The organism is Candidatus Streptomyces philanthi (assembly GCF_059553635.1).
In genome coordinates this window covers 1-18,516 of record NZ_JCANQV010000109.1, presented here as the reverse complement: position 1 = coordinate 18,516, position 18,516 = coordinate 1, and the positions used below count along the sequence as shown (strand labels likewise).

Sequence of the window (18,516 nt, the reverse complement as noted above, 5' to 3'; positions counted from 1 at the left end):
GACGGCGTCCTCCTCGGCACCGCCTTCGTCGTCGCCCGCGAATCACGGGCCCACGCCCGCTTCAAGGCCGCGGTGACCACCGCCGAGGAGACCGACACGGTCATCACCGATGTCTACGAGATCGGATGGCCGGGACGGCGGCACCGCGTGCTGGCGACGTCCGCGACCGCCGACCCCGGACAGCCCAGGAAATTCATCGGCCGCACGGTCGTCGAGGGCAAGCCGTACCTGGTGCCGCGCTTCGGCTCCGCCGTCCCGACCGACGCCACCAGCGGCCGGATCGAGGAGATGGCGATGTACTGCGGCCTGTCCTGCGGCGCCGTCTCCGAGGAAATACCGGCGGCCGGCATCGTCGCCCGCTTCGCGCACGTCCTCACGGGCGCCGAAGCCGCCGGGAACAACAGAAAGGAAAGCCATGCCAGTCGGTGAGGCGCAGGAACACCACGACCTCAAGTACCGCGAGGGCGCCCCGCGCGCCCGGACCAGAGAAGGCGTCGAGCTCTACTACGAGTCGACCGGTGAGGGCACCGCCATCACGGTCCTCAACAACTTCTTCATCAACAGCCCGTTCTGGCGGGAGTACACCGCGGAACTCGCACAGGACCACCGCGTGGTGAGCTACGACATGTGCAACCACGGCGCGTCCTCCCACGTCGCGCACGAGCCGACGTGGGAGGAACACGCGGCGGACCTGATCGGACTCCTCGACGCCCTGGACATCGCCTCGACGTATCTGGTCGGCACCTCGGCCTCCACCCAACTCGCCAGGGACGTGGCCCTGGCCCACCCGGACCGCGTCCGGGGACTGGTGCTGGCGGGCCCGGTCTTCGGAACGCGCGGCATGCGGCGCCACCGGCAGCTGCAACGGGCATGGCTGCTGACGCTGGAGAACCACGGCATGGCCGCCCTGTACAGCCACATGTACCCCGAGGTGATCAGCGGGGAGATGAACGAGGACTCCGGCACGCCGGGATTCCTGGGGCTGCGGGAGAGCTTCCTGGCGATGTCCACCCCCGAGGACCTCGCCAACGGCCTGCACCTCGCCCAGACCGGTGAGGCCGGCCCGGACCTGCTGCGCCGTGTCGCCGCGCCGACGCTGATCGTCCTCGGCGACGACGACATCCTGCTGAGCCCGACCCGCGGCCACGAAGTGGCGGCACTGTTCCCGCGCGGCCGCTGCGAGATCATGCCGAACGCCGGCCATGTGCCCTTCCTCGACGACCCCGAGGGCTTCCAGGCGATCGTCCGCACGTTCGTCGAAGAGGTCGAAGGAGCGCAACCGCATGCCTGACACGGCGGCCGAGGTCCGGCAGCGCATCCGTGAACTGCTCGTCGACCTGTTCGGGGGCGACCGTTTCGTCAGCGGTGTGCCGGACACCGCGTCCCTCCGCGAGGCGGGCGTGCCCTCCACCGCGCTGGTCAGCCTGCTGGTGGCGATGGAGGACGCGTTCGGATTCGAATGGGACGACGACGTCCAGCCGGAGGTGCTGCGCTCCATCGACTCGCTCGCGGGCCACGTCGTGGCGCTGCGGGCCTGAAGGCCGGACGGTGACCGCCGAGGGGGACCTTTCCGCGGGCGTCGCACCGGACACCGCGATCGCGTTCCGCCCGGTGCCGTGGCCCCACGGACCGGACGAGCAGTTCGCGGCGGGGCGCGACGCGGCCGCCGCCGCCCTGGCCTCGGCCGGGTCGGCCCGCCGGGCCGTGCCCCGCGGCCCCGGCGGCCGGCCGTGCTTCCCGCGGGGATTCCCCGGCTCGATCTCCCACACCGGCCGGCTGGCGGTCGCGGTGGTGCTCCCCGGCGCCCAGGCCGTGGGCGTCGACATCGAGGACGCCGTCATCACTCCTCGTGTGGCCGGATTCGTCCTGCGCGAACGGGAGCGGCGCACGCTGCTCCCACCGGCCGGGGAGCACACCGCGCGGGACCTGTTCGCCGCCAAGGAAGCGGCCTTCAAGGCCCTGAACGGTACGGGCGCGGACGAGGAATTCCTCTTCTGGCGGATCGAACTCGCCCGTTGCGACGACGCGTTGACCGCGTCGTACCGCGGCGAACGGGTCCCGGTGCGGGTCCGTTCGCGGAAAGACCTCTCGCTCGCCGTGGCGATACGGCGTCGAACTCTACGAATGCCCGTCCTTCCGAGCGCGTACCGGCCGAAGGAACAGTGCACCGAATGGGGGAAGAAGCCCATGAACCGCGAGGTTTTCGAGGTCGTCGACGAGCTGTTCCGTCGCCGGCTGCTGATACCCGAGATCAACCCCGGCGCCCCGCTGGTGGATTACGGCCTCGACTCGATCCGGACCATCGACCTGATAGTCGAGATCGAATCCGTCTTCGACGTGAGTATTCCGGACGACCGGGCCGCCTCGATGCGGACCCTGCGTGACGTCGTGGACCAGGTCACCGCATCGCTGGCGGTACGGACCGGGCAAGGAGAGAACGACGCATGAACACCGACGCTGGTTTCGCGAAATACGCCCGGCCGGAATTCGCCCGGCTTTTCCGCGCCCTGCACCTCGACGTGGTCTACCGGTCCGGCCAGGGCGACCACCTGGCCCGGGAACTGCCGGGCGGCGAGGAGGACCCACCGGCCACCGAACAGGTGCTGGACCTCGTCGGCGGCGCCGGCTCGTCCCTGCTCGGGCACAACCACCCGGAACTGCTCAAGGTGGCACGCCGGTGCTTCGACGAGCAGATCCCCTTCCACGCCCAGGCCAGCGTCCGCCCCGGCGCGGCCGAACTCGGCGAACGGCTCTCGTCGGTCGTCGGGGCGACGACCGGCGCGAGCTACGTCGTCACCCTCGGCAACACCGGAGCCGACGCGGTGGAGGCCGCGGTGAAGCACGCCACCGTCGCCCACCGGCGGCGGCTCGGCGCACTCCAGGAGGAGTACGAGGTCGCGCTGCGGCGGCTGCGCCGCGACGGCATCGCGGACGTGCCCTGCGCGAGCGGGCCCGCGGCGGGCCGCCCCTGCGGGGAGGTGCTGAGCGAGGCCCTGGACACGCTCGCCGAACTCCGGCGGACGGACCCGGTGTTCGTCTCGCTGCGGAACGCGTTCCACGGGAAGTCGGCCGGCGCCGGCACCCTGACGCACGGCGGCAACGTTCCCGCGGACCTGCACGTCCCGGGCCCCCGGCACCGGCGGCTGCACGACTGGACGCCCCGGGCGGTGGTGACCGCCCTCGACTCCGCACGCGTCCCGGTCCCCTCGGTCCGCGTCGACGCCGCCGGGGTGCCGCACTCGGCCGTCCGCCAGCTGTCCCCGGTGGCGGCCTGCTTCGCCGAACCCGTCCAGGGGGAGTCCGGGGTGCACGAGGTGCCCGCCGGGACGCTGGCCGCCCTGCGGGAGCTGGCCGACCGGCACGAGGCGGCCCTGGTGTTCGACGAGATCCAGTGCGGCATGGGACGGACCGGTGATTTCCTCGCCTCCGAGAAATCCGGTGTGACCGCCGACTACTACCTGTTCTCGAAATCCCTCGGAGGGGGACTGGCGAAAATCTCGGCCCTGCTGGTTTCCGAGGACCGGTACGTACCGGAATTCGGCCGCCACCACACCTCCACCTTCGCCGACGACGACTTCTCGTCGCGGATCGCGACGGCCGCGCTCGACCTTGCCCTCGCTTATCGCGACCGCATCATCGAGACGGGCGCACTGCTGCGCGACCGGCTGGCGGACGTGGCGGCACGGTGGCCGGACGCCGTCGTCGAGGTGCGCGGCCGCGGACTGCTGCTGGGCGTCGAATTCTCCCTGCCCCGGCCCGAATCCGGACTGCTGCGCGAGGTGTTCGACTCCGAGTCGCTGGGCTACCTCATCGCGGGACGTCTGCTGCACACCCACCGCATCCGGGTCATCCCCACCCTCTCGGCCCCCACCACCGTCCGCGTCCAACCGTCGGCACTGCTGGAACGGGACGACGTGGACCGTATCGCCGCCGCGTTCGACGACATCGCCGCCCTGCTGTCGCGCGGTGACTACGCGACGCTGCTGGAGCATCTGACCGTCCCGGCGACCAGCACGTGGCAGCCGCCGCAGCACGTCCCGCTGCCGCGCCGCGACCGCACCGCGGGGCACCGCGCGAGCCGGGGCGGGGTGCCGCGTGTCGCGTTCCTCGCCAACATGGACGTCCCCGGCAAACTGCGGTCCCTGGCGCCGGAACTGGCCGGTTGGACGGACGCGCAGTGCGCGGCGGTCTTCGACCGGATGCAGGGGGAGGCGGACCCCTTCGAGGTCGCCCGGCACCGCGTCACCTCCGAGAGCCACGGGGCGGTGGAGGTCATCATGGTGGCGGCGCCGTTCACCGCCGCCCAGGCCGTGGCCGCGCTCCAGGCCGGCCACGGGGCATGGCTGCGCCGCACCGTGCTCGACGCGGTGGAACTGGGCGTCTCCCTCGGCGCCGGCGTCATCGGCCTCGGCGGGCACACCTCGATCGTCACCAATGCCGCCCGGGACGTGGTGGAGGACGGCATCAGGGTGACCTCGGGCAATTCTCTGACCGCCGCCTGCGCCTGCGACCTGCTGCGGCTGACACTGGCCGAATCCGGACCCGGTGAACGCCGCGTCGGCCTCGTCGGCGGCATCGGCAACATCGGGGCGGTGATGGCCGAACTCATCGCCCCGCACTGCGAATCGCTGGTACTGGTCGGCCGGCCCGGTTCGGGCCGGCGGCTCGCCACGGTCGCCGGCCGGCTCGCCCACCTGACGGACGTCTCCGTGGCCGAGGACCTGGACGCGCTGCGGGACTGCCCGATCGTGCTCAGCGCCACCAACGCGGCCGATCCGGTGATCGCACCGCATCACCTCGCAGGAGACCGCAAGGTCCTCGTCTGCGACCTCGCGGTCCCCGGGGATGTGCACCCCGCGGTGGCGGCCCTGCCGAACGTCACCCTGGTGTCCGGTGGCCGGATCCAACTGCCCGGCCTGCAGATCCCCCATTTCCCGGGCATCACCCTGCCACCGGGAATCCTGTACTCCTGCATGGCCGAGACCATCCTGCTCGGCCTGGAACCCGGGACACCGAGCCCCTCCTACGGCGGCCTGACCTCCGCGGGCGTACTCGCCGCCCGGGACCTGGCCGTCCGCCACGGGTTCCGCCCCGCCCACATCGTCTCCGACGAGGTGTCCGTCCAGCCCTGGATCACCGACCAGTTCAGCAGCACTCTCAAGGAGTACATCGGATGACCGCACTGCGACCGCGTTTCCCGAGCATTCTGCACGCTTTGCTGGCACAGGCGGAACGCGGTGCCGACGGATCGGGCGTCACGCTGATACCGGAGCCGGGCCACGAGGAATTCCTGCGGTACGACCTTCTCGTCGAGAACGCGGCACGCTGCGCCGCCGCCCTCGCGGAACACGGTGTCGGCCGCGGTGACCGGGTGGTGCTCTGCCTGCCGACGGGACGGGAATTCCTCACCGCCTTCTTCGGCACCCAATTGCTCGGCGCCGTGCCGACGGCGATCGCCGTACCCGTACGCTTCGGCGGCGCCGCGGGGGCCGAGGGGCAGATGAAGGACCTCATGGGATATCTGCGGCCCGCCGCGGTCATCACCACGGCGAGCGTGATCGCGGAACTCCCGCATCTCACCGACACCCGGCTGATCGACGGCGACGCGCTCCACGCACGCGCCACCGCGAACGACGCCCCCGAACACCCCCTTCGTCTGCCGGACGGCGACGATCTGGCGGTGATCCAGTGCACCTCGGGTTCGACGGGCACTCCCAAGGGCGTCATGATCTCGCACGCCAATCTGGCGGCCAACTGCGAGCAGTTCACCGGCCCCATCGGATGGACCCACGCGGAGGCAACCGTCAGCTGGGTGCCCCTCTACCACGACATGGGCCTCATCACCGGACTGCTGTGCCCGGTCTATTCCGGCGGGAACGCGGTCCTCATGCCGCCCACGCGATTCCTTCGCGCACCGGCCGAATGGCTCCGGCACATCAGTACCTATCGCGGTGCGGTCGCGGCCGCGCCGAACTTCGCCTACGGCTATGTCACCGCCCGGGTACGCGACGAGGAACTCGACGGAGTGGACCTGTCGAGCTGGCGGGTGGCGCTCTGCGGTGCGGAACCCGTCCAACCCGCCACCGGCCGGCGATTCGTCGAGCGATTCGCCCGATGGGGCCTTCCGTCCAGCGCCTTCACCCCCGCGTACGGCATGGCGGAAGCCTCACTCGTCATCACCACCACACGGCCGGAAGCACCGCTCGTCTTCGACTCCCTCGACCGGCGGGCCGCCGTCGCCGACGCACGGGTGACCGATGCCGACCCGCACGACGAGGACGCCCTACGGGTCGTCGACTGCGGTGAACCGGTGGCCGGCACGGAGGTCCGCATCGTCGACGGCGACGGCCGGCCCCTGGGGGAGAACCGGATAGGCCATGTCCAGTTCCGCGGCCCCTCGCGGACGGTCGGCTATTTCGACCTGCCGGACGACACCGCCGCGGCGACCGACGCGCCGGACTGGTGGCGGACCGGTGACATCGGCTATCTGCGGGACGGCGGTCTGCGGATCACGGGGCGGGCCAAGGACATCGTCATCATCCGCGGCGCCAATTACTTCCCCTCGGATTTCGAGCACGCCGCGGAGACCGTGCCCGGTGTGCGCCTCGGCGCCGTGGTCGCGGTCGGACGCCGGGACGACGACGCCGAGTCCGAGGAACTCCACATGATCGTCGAAACGGAGCTGGACGCCGCGGAGCACGAGGCGCTGCGCCAGGCCGTCCGGACCGCGGTCGGTTCCCGCACCGGTGTGGTTCCCGCGGGAATCCATCTGGTGCCGAGGCGGAGCATTCCCAAGACCACCAGCGGAAAGCTCCAGCGCGCGAAGGCACGGTCGATGTTCGTCGTCCGGGGCGGGCGCGAAGAGACCGGTGGCCGCGACGGTTCCTGACGCCGCCGCCGGAACGGTCCGCGGGCCCCCGGGCGCCCGCGGACCGTTCCTGTGCGGCGGTCGCGGCCTGTCGCGCGCCGCCGGCTCAGTCCCCTCGCACCGCCCACGCGGGTCGGCCGGCTCCGCGCGCCGACCGCAGCACCGTGTCCAGTTCCCGCAGGACCCGCCGGGCGCACCCGGCCGCCGCCGGCACCACGTCCTGCAACAGCACATAGTCGTGCACCAGGCCCGGCCCCGGCACATGGGTCACATCGACATCGGAGACGGCCAGTTTGTCCGCCAATTCGGCGCCCTCGTCATGAAGAGGGTCGAATTCCGCCGTCGCGATCACCGTGGGCGGCAGGTTCCGCAGGTCCGCGGCGAGCAGATCGAGAGCGCGGGCGCTGCGCTGCCGCGGGTCGGGAACGTAGTGCTCGTAGTACCAGGCCAGGTCGTCGACGGACAGCAGATATCCCTCGGAATGCGCGCCGGCCGAGGCGAAACGCAGGCTCGGGTCCACCGGCGGATACAGCAGCAGGAGCGCCGCGCATTCCAGGTCGCCGGTGTCGCGCGCGTCGAGTGCGACACGGAGCGCCATGGCGGCGCCGGCGCTGTCACCGGCGATCACATGGTCCCGGTCGGGAAAGGACCGGCTCGTCCAGCGGGCCGCGGCGGCGGCGTCGCGATGCGCGGCCGGGTAGGGGAATTCGGGCGCCCGCCGGTAATCCACCGAGACGACGACGGCACCCAGCGACGCCGACACAAGGCGGCAGACTCCGTCGTGGCTCTCGATGTCGCCCACCACCCACCCGCCGCCGTGCAGATAGGTGACCACCCGGCCCTCGTCGTTCCCGGGGGTGTAGAGCCGGCAGCGGAACGACGATCCGTCCGCGGCCCGGACCGTCCGGTCGACGGCGGCCACCGCGTCGCGGGAGTCGTCGTCCCGACGGGGGCGGATCGCATTCGCGAGATACCGGTCGCGGGCCTGCTCGACGGTCAGTGCGCGGAGCGGAACCGGAGGGCCGTCGGCGCGTTGCCAGACGATGAGGTGACGGAGCATGCGGTCCAATGGCACAGCAGTCCCTCCCAAGGACTGGTCCGATGCGAAATGCGGCGTACACGCCTGCCGCCGGGAATTCCCGGGCGGTGACTCCTGAAGCTGTGCGTCCGCCTCCGGCCACGCCCTCTTTCCCCGCTCGGGACATCATCGCATTACGGTGCGGAAAAAGCGGTCCCCGCATGGAATTCCGATGCTTCGGGCACGTCTTCTTCGTCATTCTCGCAGGGCTGTGAAAAACGCATGTGCGGCGGTGAGATCCGCATGTTGCCGGGGGCTGATCTGCGCCGCTAGCCTGACCGGGCAATTTGGTGGCGGGAATACCGCCCGAATATCTCCGCGCGGGGAGGCCCGTCCGGATGTGAGGTCCGGGACGGGGAGGGCGCGCGACGGGGGACAGGCCTCCGGGCACCCCGGGACGCCGCGCCTCGGGCACGGCGGGCGGTCCGTGCGAAGTGCCCCGCGAAGTCCCTTGCCGCGCGGACGTCCCGCTGACGCAGTCCGGTGACGGGCGGGCCGTGCGGCGCGGACGGCCGGTGCATCTCCCCGTGCGGCACCGTCACGACGGTGCATGTGACTCGGCACAACAGAGAAGGAAAGTGGCCATGATTGTTCTGGGGTGCAACGGGTTCACCCGGGGCGCAGAGGTTTTCGCCGACCGGTACGGCGCGGTCGGCACCGAGAAGCACTACGTTCTCGGGCACGACGCGGGTGCGGCGCTGCTGGTGGACGGCGAACTGGTCGCCGCCGTCGAGGAGGAACGCCTCAACCGGGAGAAGAAGACCTCCGATTTCCCGGCCAACGCCGTGAAGTGGTGTCTGGAGAAGGCGGGCATCGGGTTCTCCGACGTGGACCTCATCGCCGTCCCGTGGAACTTCTCCACCGAGGTCTTCGACGCGATGAAGGCCGAACTTGAGGCCGCTCCGATGGCGAGCGAGGAGAAGGAGGGCCGGCTCGAACGCCTCGGTGAGCTGTTCGACAAGGCCCTCAGCCGTGAGGCGATCCTCGCCGACTTCGCCGAACGCACCGGCTTCACCCCCGACCCGGACAAGGTGGTGTTCGTCCAGCATCACCTGGCCCATGCGATGACCGGCTACTACATGGCCGGGATGAAGGACATCGCCTTCCTCATCAGTGACGGCCGCGCCGAACTCTTCTCCTCGCTGATCGGCGAGATCCGTGACGGCCGTATCCGTGTCTTCGACGAGTCGACGATCAGCGCGAACGACTCGATGGGCAACCTTTTCGCCTCGATCACGCGCTATCTGGGCTTCGTCCCCAACAACGACGAGTACAAGGTGATGGGCCTTTCCGGCTTCGCCGAGGCCCCCTCGCCGAACCCGTTCCTCGACCACATCGTCCAGCTCCACGACGACGGGCGTTACACCCTCTGCCGGCCGCACGACATCGAGAATCCCCGGTGCTTCGACGACCTCTTCGAGAAGTACTTCGGCCCGTTCGAGGACACCGTCGCGTACAAGGCCAACCTGGCCGCCGCGGCACAGGAAATGCTCACGGTCGTCACCGGCCACCAACTTCGCGCGCTGGAGTCCAAGACCGGCCTGAAGCATCTGCTGTTCGAGGGCGGTCTGGCCCTGAACTGCGTGAACAACACCAAACTGCTGGAGGGTTCACGCTTCGAGGACATGGCGGTGAGTTTCGGCGCCAGTGACACCGGAGTGGTCATCGGTGCCGCCGTCCACGCCTGGGCCCACCACCCGGACAACACCGCCGAGGTGAAGTACGCCGACGCGGTCACCCCCTACCTCGGGCCGGAGTACGAGGACGCGACGATCGAGCGGACCCTGCACACGTTCGGCGACCGGGTGCGGTGGACCCGGCTGGACCGGGACGAGGTCGCCGACCAGGTGGCGAAGCTGCTCACCGACAAGGTCGTCATCGGCTGGTTCCAGGGCCGGCTCGAACACGGCCCCCGGGCACTGGGACACCGCAGCATCCTGGCGAACCCGAAGTTCCCGGACATCAAGGACGTCATCAACACCAGGGTCAAGCACCGTGAGCCGTTCCGGCCGTTCGCGCCGATCGTGCTCGAACAGGACGCGCCGAAGATCTTCGAGATGGGCCGCAAGACCCGCTCGCCGTACATGACGTTCGTGTTCCCGGTACGGCCGGAGTACCACGACGTCATCCCGGGCGCGACGCACGTGGACGGCACCTCCAGGGTCCAGACCATCACGGACGAGGACGCGCCGCTGCTGGCGTCGCTGCTGCGCCGGTTCACCGCGCTGACCGATGTGCCCTGCCTGATCAACACCTCGTTCAACGTGGCGGGCGAGCCGATCGTGTGCTCTCCCGCCGACGCCCTGAAGTGCTTCCTCGGCACCGAGATCGACCACCTGGTGCTCGGCAACTACCTCGTCACCAAGACCGACCGGCCCGCATGACGACCGCGGTGCTCCCGCCGGGACGCCGCCGCACGGCGTCCCGGCACCGGGCAGACCAACACGAAGGGGGCTTTCCATGCGTGCCGTCCAGGAGACGACCGTGGACCTCGCCGAGGTCGTCCGACAACTGGAAGAACTGGCCCTGGAACTGCGCGACTCCCACCGCCGCGTCCCGGAGGTGAACGCCGCCTGCGACGCCCTCACCTGCGCCGCCGTCCTGCTGCGCACCCAGGACGACGGCCACGCCGGCCGCCGTGAACTCCTGCACGACGCCGTCGCCCTGGCCCGCAGCACGGTCGAGGGGACGAAATTCGCCTGCCGTGAGCGCATGGGAACGCGTCCCGGCGCCGACAGCCGGATCTGAGGAGCCGAAGAGGTCAGGACGGCAGGCCGCTTGACCTCTTTCCTCCCGGCACTTCCCTCCGGGAGGCCCCCGGCACGACGCGCGGCGCGTCGCCTCCCGCGCCCACCGGACGGGACGGCCCGTCAGGGCCGACGCCCCTGACACGGCGGCCTCCCGCGGCCCCCGTCACGCGCCGTCCGCCCCCGCGGAAGGGTCCCAGAAAGCATCCAGATTCTGGCCAGCCACCCCGTGTGAGGCTGAGCCGGGCTTCCGGTCGCTCCCGAGTCGGCCCGTCACCGGGGGGAGCGGGCGCAGAGCCGCTCGTACGAGACCGACGAAAACCGGAGTTGACGGATGTCACAGGAGATGATGTCGCCCCAGTCCGCGGCCGTGAGCAGGCCGGCTCCCCCGTGGGAGCCGGAGACCCTGCGGCAGGAGGTCTCCCGGGCACTGGAGCGGGAACTGGGCCCCGCCGACGAGGACGTCAACCTCTTCGAACTCGGTCTCCAGTCCCTGCAACTGATGCAGCTGACCAACCGCCTCAACCGCGCCGGCGCCCGGGCCGACTTCCGGCGCCTGGCCTCGGACCCCCGCCTGTCGGCGTGGTACGCGCTGCTGGGGAACACGGCCGGGCCGACACCCCCGCCGGACGAGGCACCGGCCCGGGACCTCCCCGCCGACGACGGGGAGACCTTCCCGCTCACCGCCGTGCAACAGGCGTACTGGATCGGACGCGGCGACGACCAGCCCCTGGGCGGCGTCGGATGCCACGCCTACCTGGAGATCGACGCCCAGGAGGTCGACGCCGGCCGGCTGGAGACCGCCGTACGCGCCCTGCTGGACCTGCACCCCATGCTGCGGGCCCGGTTCGAGGCCGACGGGACCCAGCGCGTGCTGCCCCGCTCGCCCTGGCCCGGACTCACCGTCCACGACGTCGGCGACCGCCCCGAGGAAGCGGCCTCCCGCGCGCTGGAGGAACTGCGCGGCCGGCTCTCGCACCGGCGTCTCGACGTGGGCGCCGGCGAGGTCATGGACGTCCGGCTCAGCCGGCTGCCCGGCGGCCGCGACCGGCTGCACCTCAACGTCGACCTGCTCGTCGCCGATGTGCACAGCATCCGGCTGCTCCTCGCCGACCTGGCCGCCCTGTACGAGGACCCCGCCTCGGTACCCGAGGTGACCTGCACCTTCCGGCAGTACCTGGCCCACCGCGCCGACGCCCGGCGGACCGGACACGCGACGGCACGCGCGTACTGGCAACGACGGCTGCCCGAACTGCCCGGCGGCCCCCGGCTGCCGCTGGCCGCCGAGCCCGCCGACGTGACACCCACGCGCTTCGCCCGGCGCACCCACGAGCTGGCCCCCGCCGAGTGGGACGCGCTGCGCCGGCGGGCCGCGCGGAGCGGCGTCACCCCGGCCGTACTGCTCGCCACCGCCTTCTCCGAGATCCTCGCCCGGTGGAGCGGCCAGGAACGGTTCCTGCTCAACCTCCCCCTCTTCGACCGGGACCTGGAGGCGCACCCGCAGATCGGGCGCATCGTCGCGGACTTCACCAGCCTGGTGCTGCTGGAGGTCGACCTGACCCGCGGACAGGACTTCGCCGAACGCGCCCTCGCCGTGCAGAAGCAGCTGCACGAGGACGTGGGGCACGCCGCGTACACCGGCGTGGACGTGCTGCGCGACCTGGTCCGCGCCGACCCGGACGCCCCGCGTGCCGCACCGGTCGTCTTCGCCTGCAACCTCGACGCGCCGCTGGTGCCCGACGCCTGCGCCGCACGCTTCGGGGAACTCGCGTGGATGGTCTCCCAGACCCCGCAGGTCTGGCTCGACCACCAGGTCTACCGCACCCGCTCCGGGGGCCTGCTGCTGGCCTGGGACGCCGTCGAGGACCTCTTCCCCGCGGGCGTACTGGACACCATGATGACCGCCTACACCACACTGCTCGGGGACCTCGCGGCGGACGACGGACGCCCCGCACCGGACCCCGCGCTGCCGGCCGGGCAGCGGAACCGCCGCGCCGCAGTGAACTCCGCGGCCCGGCCCGAGAGCGGGGCCCTGCTGCACTCGGCGTTCTTCGCCCGCGCCCGGGAACACGCCGCGCGGCCCGCCGTGCTGTGGGGCACCGACGGCCGGCTCACCCACGGGGAACTCGCCGAACGGGCCCTGCGCATCGGCGCGGCCCTGGCCCGCAGGGGCATCGGCCGCCACACATCGGTGATCGTCACCGCGCCCAAGGGCCCCGACCAGATCGCCGCGGTGCTCGGCGTCCTCGCCGCGGGCGCCACCTACGTACCCGTCGGCGCCGACCAGCCGGCCGCGCGCCGCGCCCGCATCCGGGAACTCAGCGGCGCCCGGCTGGTCCTCGACGGCACGGCGTCCCCGCGGCCGGCCGGACCCGGGTACGAGGTGCTGCCGGTCGCCGAGGCGCTGCGGGAGGAGCCGCTCGCCGCGCCGGTGCGCGCGGAGCCGGACGACACCGCCTACGTGATCTTCACCTCGGGGTCCACCGGCACCCCCAAGGGCGTCGAGATCGGCCACCGGGCCGCGGTCAACACCGTCGAGGACGTGAACGAGCGGTTCGGCGTCGGGCCGGAGGACCGCGTACTGGCCCTCTCCGCCCTGGACTTCGACCTGTCGGTGTGGGACGTCTTCGGCCTCCTGGCCGCGGGCGGCGCGCTGGTCCTGGTCGACGAGGCCGACCGGCGGGACGCACAGCGGTGGCTCACCCTGTGCTCCCGGCACGGCGTGACCGTGTGGAACAGCGTGCCCGCCCTGATGGACATGCTGCTCACCGCGGCCGACGGGGCCCCGCTGCCCCCCACGCTGCGGCTGGCCCTGCTGTCGGGCGACTGGATCGGCCTGGACCTGCCCGGACGGCTGGCCGCCGCGACCGGCGGACGGTGCGCGCTCGTGGGGCTCGGCGGCGCCACCGAGGCCGCGATCTGGTCCAACGCCCACGAGATCGGCGACGTCCCCGCGCACTGGCGGTCGATCCCGTACGGGAAGCCGCTGCGCAACCAGAAGTACCGCGTCGTCGACGGCCGGGGACGGGACTGCCCCGACTGGGTGCCCGGCGAACTGTGGATCGGCGGCACCGGCGTCGCCCTCGGCTACCGGGGGGAGCCGGAGCTGACGGCGGAACGCTTCCCCGAGGCGGACGGCGAACGCTGGTACCGCACCGGCGACCTCGGACGCTACTGGCCCGACGGGAACCTGGAGTTCCTGGGACGCCTCGACCACCAGGTGAAGATCAACGGTTTCCGGGTCGAACTCGGGGAGATCGAGGCCGTCCTCCAGTCCCGGCCCGAGGTGTCCGGCGCCGTCGTCGTCACCGTCGGCGAACGCCACCGCGAACTGGTCGCCGCCGTCGTGGAGCACACCCCGCGGTACGAGGGGACGGCCCCGCGGCACGAGGGGACGGAGACCGGCGGGGACGGCGAGCAGCCCGCGGCCGCCGGCGACGGGCCCGCGCCGGACGACGCCGGACTCGAACTCCGTCTCGTCGAGACGCTGCTGGCCGCACTCGTCGCCCCCCTCGTGGAGCCCGGCTCCGCACCGGCCCTCGCCGTGTGCGAGGAGCAGCGCCCCGTCCAGGACGCCTGGCTGGACCACCTCGCGCGGCACGAGGTCGTACGCTGCGACGGACCCGCCGTCCGGCCGGGCAGGCGGTGGGCGCAGGCCCGCGACCCCGAACGGGCCGCCCGGCTGCGCGACCAGGCGCAGGGCACCCCGCTGGAGGCCGTGGCGACCGCGCTGGCGTGGGCGGGCCCCGTCCTCACGGCCGTCCTGTCCGGCGAGGCCCCCGCCTCGGTGCTCCTGGACGACCCGGTGCTGTCCCCCGAAGGACTCAACGACGCGATGCCGGGCACCGCGCGCTGCCTCGCGGCCGTCGCGGACGCACTGCGGGCCTCCGCGGCTGACGGACCCCTGAAGATCGCCGACTGGGACACCACGAGCGGGCTCGGGGCCGCACGGCTCCTCGCCGCGCTCGAACCCGGCAGCGTCGACTGCACGGTGTTCGGCTCCTCCGCCCCGCACCTGGCCACCGCCGACGCCCGCCTCGCCGACCTGCCGCACCGGGTGCGCACCGTCCACCAGGGCACCGCCGCGATACCGGCCGGGCATCTGCACGCCTTCGACGCGGTGATCGCCAACAACGTCCTGCACCGGATGCCGGACCCGGAGACCGCCGTGGCGACCGTGGCCCTGCTGCTCAAGCCGGGCGGCCGTCTCCACCTGCTGGAACGCACCCGCCTCTCCCCGCTCGCCCTGCTGGTCGCCCTGCCCCTCCAGGCGCAGGCCGGCCGCCTGCGGACCGACGGGCCCGGGCTGCACCCCGGGCCGCGATGGGCACGGGCCTGCGCCGCCGCGGGACTCACCGGAGCGCGGGTGCTGCGCACCGAGCCCGGCGGCGAGGTCCTCGTGACGGCGCGACGACCGCACGGGGCGGGCGGACTCGACCCGGACGCACTCCGCCGCCGGCTCGCCGAACGGCTGCCCGCCCACATGGTCCCGTCCGGCATCGCGGCACTGCCCGCCCTGCCGCTGAGCGCCAACGGGAAGGTCGACCGGCGCCGCGTCCAGAACCTGCTCGCCTCCCTGGCGACCCGGCCCCGGCAGGCGGCCGAACCACCGCGGGGCCCGACGGAGGAGACCGTCGCCGGGCTGTGGACCGCGCTGCTGGGCCTCGACTCGGTGGGCCGCGACGAGAACTTCTTCACGCTCGGCGGCGACAGCCTTCTCGCCACACGCCTGGTGACGGAGGTCCACACGGCCCTCGGCGTCGAGCTGCCCATGCGGGACGTGATGCGCGCGCCGACCCTCGCCGGTCTGAGCGCGCTGATCGAGTCACTGAGGTCGGCGGACCGCGACGGGACGACGGGGGCCGGGGCCTTTGGCCAAGACTTCGAGGAAGGTGTGCTGTGAACGCCAGTGAGCTGCTCGGCGAGTTCGAGAGCGCCGGTATCCGTGTGTGGCGGGAGGGGCGGCAGCTGCGGTTCCGGGCCCCGCGCGGCGTCATGACGGACGAGCGCCTCGCCGTCCTGCGCGGCCGCAAGGACGAACTCCTGGCCCGCCTGCCCGACCGGGCGGCCGCCCCCGCCCCGCCCGACGCCGGGTGGGAGGCCGAACCGGAGGCCCGCCACCGGCCCTTCCCCCTCAGGGACATCCAGTCCGCCTACCTGCTCGGCCGCGACGCGGCCTTCGACTACGGCGGCGTCTCCTGCCACATCTACCTCGAATTCCGGCGCCCCGCCGACCTCGACCCGCAGCGGCTGCAACACGCCTGGGACGGCCTCGTCGCACGCCACGACATGCTCCGCTCGGTCATCTCCGAGGACGGCACCCAGTGCATCGCCCCCGTCCTCCCCGACACCCGCATCCGCGTCACCGACCTGCGGGACGCGGACACCGCCACCGCGACCGGCACCCTCGCCGCCGTCCGCGAGGAACTGTCCCACCGGGTGCACCCCGCGGGCGAACGCCCCCTGTACGAGCTGCGGCTCACCCGCCTCACCGACCGCAGCCTGCTGCACCTCTCGATGGACTTCATGGTGCTGGACTGGATCAGCATCCAGCTGCTCCTGTCCGAACTGGACCGCCGCTACGCGCGGCCCGGCTGCCCGCTGCCGCCCGTCGAGGCCACCTTCCGCGACTACGTCGCCGCGGAGCGCCGGCTGCGCGGCACCGAACGCTACGCGCGCGACCGCGCCTACTGGTGGGACCGGATCGACGACCTGCCCGCCGCCCCGGCACTGCCCCTCGCCGACGGCCACGACCCGTCCGGCGTACCGCCCCGCTTCCACCGCCACGGCACCGCACTGGACGAGGCGGACTGGCAGGCCCTGAAGAGCCGGGCCGCCGCCCACGGCATCACCCCGGCCAACGCCGTCCTCGCGGCGTACGCCGAGACGATCGGCCGGTGGAGCGCCGGCGCCCGGTTCTGCCTGGGGCTGACCGTTCTCCACCGCATGCCCCTGCACCCGCATGTGGCCCGGCTGCTCGGCGACTTCACCTCGGTCAGCCTGCTCGCCGTGGACCAGGCGGACCGGGCGGCCTTCGCCGACCGCGCCCGGAGCCTGGGGGAGCAGCTGTTCGAGGACCTGGACCACCGGCTGTGCGGCGGCGTCGAGGTGCTGCGCGAACTCGCCCGGCGCCGCGGACGCGAGGCCGCCCTGATGCCGGTGGTGTTCACCGGCGGCATCGGCGTGGTGGGCCGCGCCCTCGGGGACGACGCCGGGAACCTCCGGCCCGTGTACGGGATCAGCCAGACACCGCAGGTGTGGATCGACTGCCAGGCCACCGACCAGTTCGGCGGTCTGGAGGTGAACTGGGACGTCCGGGACGGGGTGTTCCCCGAGGGCCTGGTGGACGACATGTTCGCCGCGTTCACCCGGCTGCTGCGCCGCCTGGCCGCGCAGGACGCCCCGTGGAAGGAGGCCGATCCGCTGGGCCTTCCGGAGCGGCAGCGGGCCCGCCGGGACGCCGTCAATGCCACCACCGCCCCCGAGCCTGGCGGCCTGCTGCACACGCCCCTGGTCGCCCACGCCCGGAAGTTCCCTGACCGGACCGCCGTGATCGACGCGGACGGGACGATGACCTACGGGGAGTGGCTGGGGCGGGCCGCGTGGGTGGCCCGGGAGCTGCGCGCCGCGGGCTGCCGTCCCGGGGACCTCGTCGCCGTCCTCATGGACAAGGGGCGGGACCAGGTCGCCGGTGTCCTGGGCGCCCTGCTCGCGGGGGCCGCGTACGTGCCCGTGGACACCGGCCAGCCGCGGGTGCGCCGCGACCGCATCCTCACGGGCTGCGGGGCCCGCTACGCGCTCGTACCGGACACCGGCACCGCGCCGGAACCGCCCCCGGGTATCCGCGGCGTCACCGTGTCCGCCGACGGGCGGCTCGCGCCGTCCGACGCGCCCGACGGGGCGGACGCGGCACCGGGCGACCTCGCCTACGTCATCCACACCTCGGGTTCGACCGGTGAGCCCAAGGGTGTGATGATCAGTCACCGGGCGGCCGCGAACACCGTGCACGACATCAACGGGCGCTTCGCCGTCGGCGACCACGACCGGGTCCTCGGCCTCGCCTCCCTGGGCTTCGACCTGTCCGTGTACGACCTCTTCGGGCCGCCCGCCGCCGGCGCCGCCCTGGTCCTGCCCGACCCCGCCCGGCGCGGTGATCCCTCCCACTGGGCGGACCTGTCGGAACGGCACGGCGTCACCCTGTGGAACTCCGTCCCCGCCCAGTTGCAGATGCTCCTGCACTACCTCGACACCGAACCCCGCGACCTGGGCCGGCTGCGGCTCGCGCTGCTCTCGGGCGACTGGATCCCCCTCGCCCTGCCCCCGCACGCGGGGCGGCACCTGCCCGGGGCCGAACTGGTCTCCCTGGGCGGCGCCACCGAGGCCGCGATCTGGTCGATCCACCACCGCATCCGCCGCGTCGAGCCGCACTGGCGCAGCATCCCCTACGGCGCCCCGCTCGCCAACCAGCGCTTCCACGTCCTCGACAGCGCCCTGCGCGACCGCCCCGACCTGGTCGCCGGCGAACTCCACATCGCCGGGACCGGACTCGCGGAGGGCTACCTCAACGACCCCGACCGCACCGCCGAACGCTTCTGGCACCACCCCGCGACCGGTGAACGCCTCTACCGGACGGGCGATCTGGGGCGGTACCTGCCGAACGGTGAGATCGAGTTCCTCGGCCGGGCCGACCAGCAGGTCAAGATCCGCGGGCACCGCGTCGAACTCGGCGAGATCGACGCGGTCCTCGGCGAACACCCGGCGGTGGGCGCCAGCGCCGTCCTGGTCGAGGGCACCGAGGCGCTCGAACGGTCGCTCGTCGCCTT

Annotated in this window: 11 protein-coding genes; 10 read left to right on the top strand and 1 reads right to left on the bottom strand. The window is 72.6% G+C overall.

Annotated elements, in window-relative coordinates:
* The 6 genes from AC51EU_RS15250 to AC51EU_RS15225 all read left to right on the top strand — a co-directional run.
* Window positions 1-429 (top strand): nitronate monooxygenase (locus AC51EU_RS15250; protein ID WP_496267459.1); only part of this gene is annotated, 429 nt, incomplete at its 5' end.
* Window positions 416-1,291, top strand: a complete 876-nt coding sequence (locus tag AC51EU_RS15245; RefSeq protein ID WP_496267458.1) for an alpha/beta fold hydrolase — start codon at window positions 416-418, stop codon at window positions 1,289-1,291. The genes AC51EU_RS15250 and AC51EU_RS15245, both read left to right, overlap by 14 nt.
* Window positions 1,284-1,538 carry an acyl carrier protein gene (locus AC51EU_RS15240; RefSeq protein ID WP_496267457.1) on the top strand — a complete coding sequence of 85 codons (255 nt, stop codon included), beginning with the start codon at window positions 1,284-1,286 and terminating at the stop codon, window positions 1,536-1,538. Before AC51EU_RS15245 ends, AC51EU_RS15240 begins: the two co-directional genes overlap by 8 nt.
* Window positions 1,539-1,548: 10 nt before the next feature.
* Entirely contained in the window at window positions 1,549-2,448 is a 900-nt protein-coding gene (locus AC51EU_RS15235) for a phosphopantetheine-binding protein (RefSeq protein ID WP_496267456.1), read from the top strand.
* On the top strand, window positions 2,445-5,177 hold the full coding sequence (locus tag AC51EU_RS15230; protein ID WP_496267455.1) for an aminotransferase class III-fold pyridoxal phosphate-dependent enzyme: 2,733 nt from the start codon (window positions 2,445-2,447) through the stop codon (window positions 5,175-5,177). The genes AC51EU_RS15235 and AC51EU_RS15230 overlap by 4 nt, the downstream gene beginning before the upstream one ends.
* A complete protein-coding gene (locus AC51EU_RS15225) occupies window positions 5,174-6,889 on the top strand; it encodes a fatty acyl-AMP ligase (RefSeq protein WP_496267454.1) in 1,716 nt (571 codons plus the stop codon). The genes AC51EU_RS15230 and AC51EU_RS15225 overlap by 4 nt, the downstream gene beginning before the upstream one ends.
* Before the next feature lie 85 nt (window positions 6,890-6,974).
* Here AC51EU_RS15225 and AC51EU_RS15220 read toward each other — a convergent pair whose 3' ends face one another.
* Window positions 6,975-7,928: an alpha/beta hydrolase gene (locus AC51EU_RS15220; RefSeq protein WP_496267453.1), complete on the bottom strand. Its 954-nt coding sequence runs from the start codon at window positions 7,926-7,928 to the stop codon at window positions 6,975-6,977.
* A gap of 602 nt (window positions 7,929-8,530) precedes the next feature.
* Here AC51EU_RS15220 and AC51EU_RS15215 point away from each other — a divergent pair.
* From AC51EU_RS15215 to AC51EU_RS15200, 4 genes are all read left to right on the top strand, one after another.
* On the top strand, window positions 8,531-10,330 hold the full coding sequence (locus AC51EU_RS15215; protein WP_496267452.1) for a carbamoyltransferase family protein: 1,800 nt from the start codon (window positions 8,531-8,533) through the stop codon (window positions 10,328-10,330).
* A gap of 76 nt (window positions 10,331-10,406) precedes the next feature.
* The gene (locus AC51EU_RS15210) at window positions 10,407-10,694 is read left to right on the top strand and encodes a hypothetical protein (protein ID WP_496267451.1); all 288 of its coding nucleotides are present in this window, start codon (window positions 10,407-10,409) and stop codon (window positions 10,692-10,694) included.
* A gap of 333 nt (window positions 10,695-11,027) precedes the next feature.
* On the top strand, window positions 11,028-15,596 hold the full coding sequence (locus AC51EU_RS15205; RefSeq protein ID WP_496267450.1) for a non-ribosomal peptide synthetase: 4,569 nt from the start codon (window positions 11,028-11,030) through the stop codon (window positions 15,594-15,596).
* On the top strand, window positions 15,593-18,516 hold a 2,924-nt coding region (locus tag AC51EU_RS15200), incomplete at its 3' end, for a non-ribosomal peptide synthetase (RefSeq protein WP_496267449.1). The genes AC51EU_RS15205 and AC51EU_RS15200, both read left to right, overlap by 4 nt.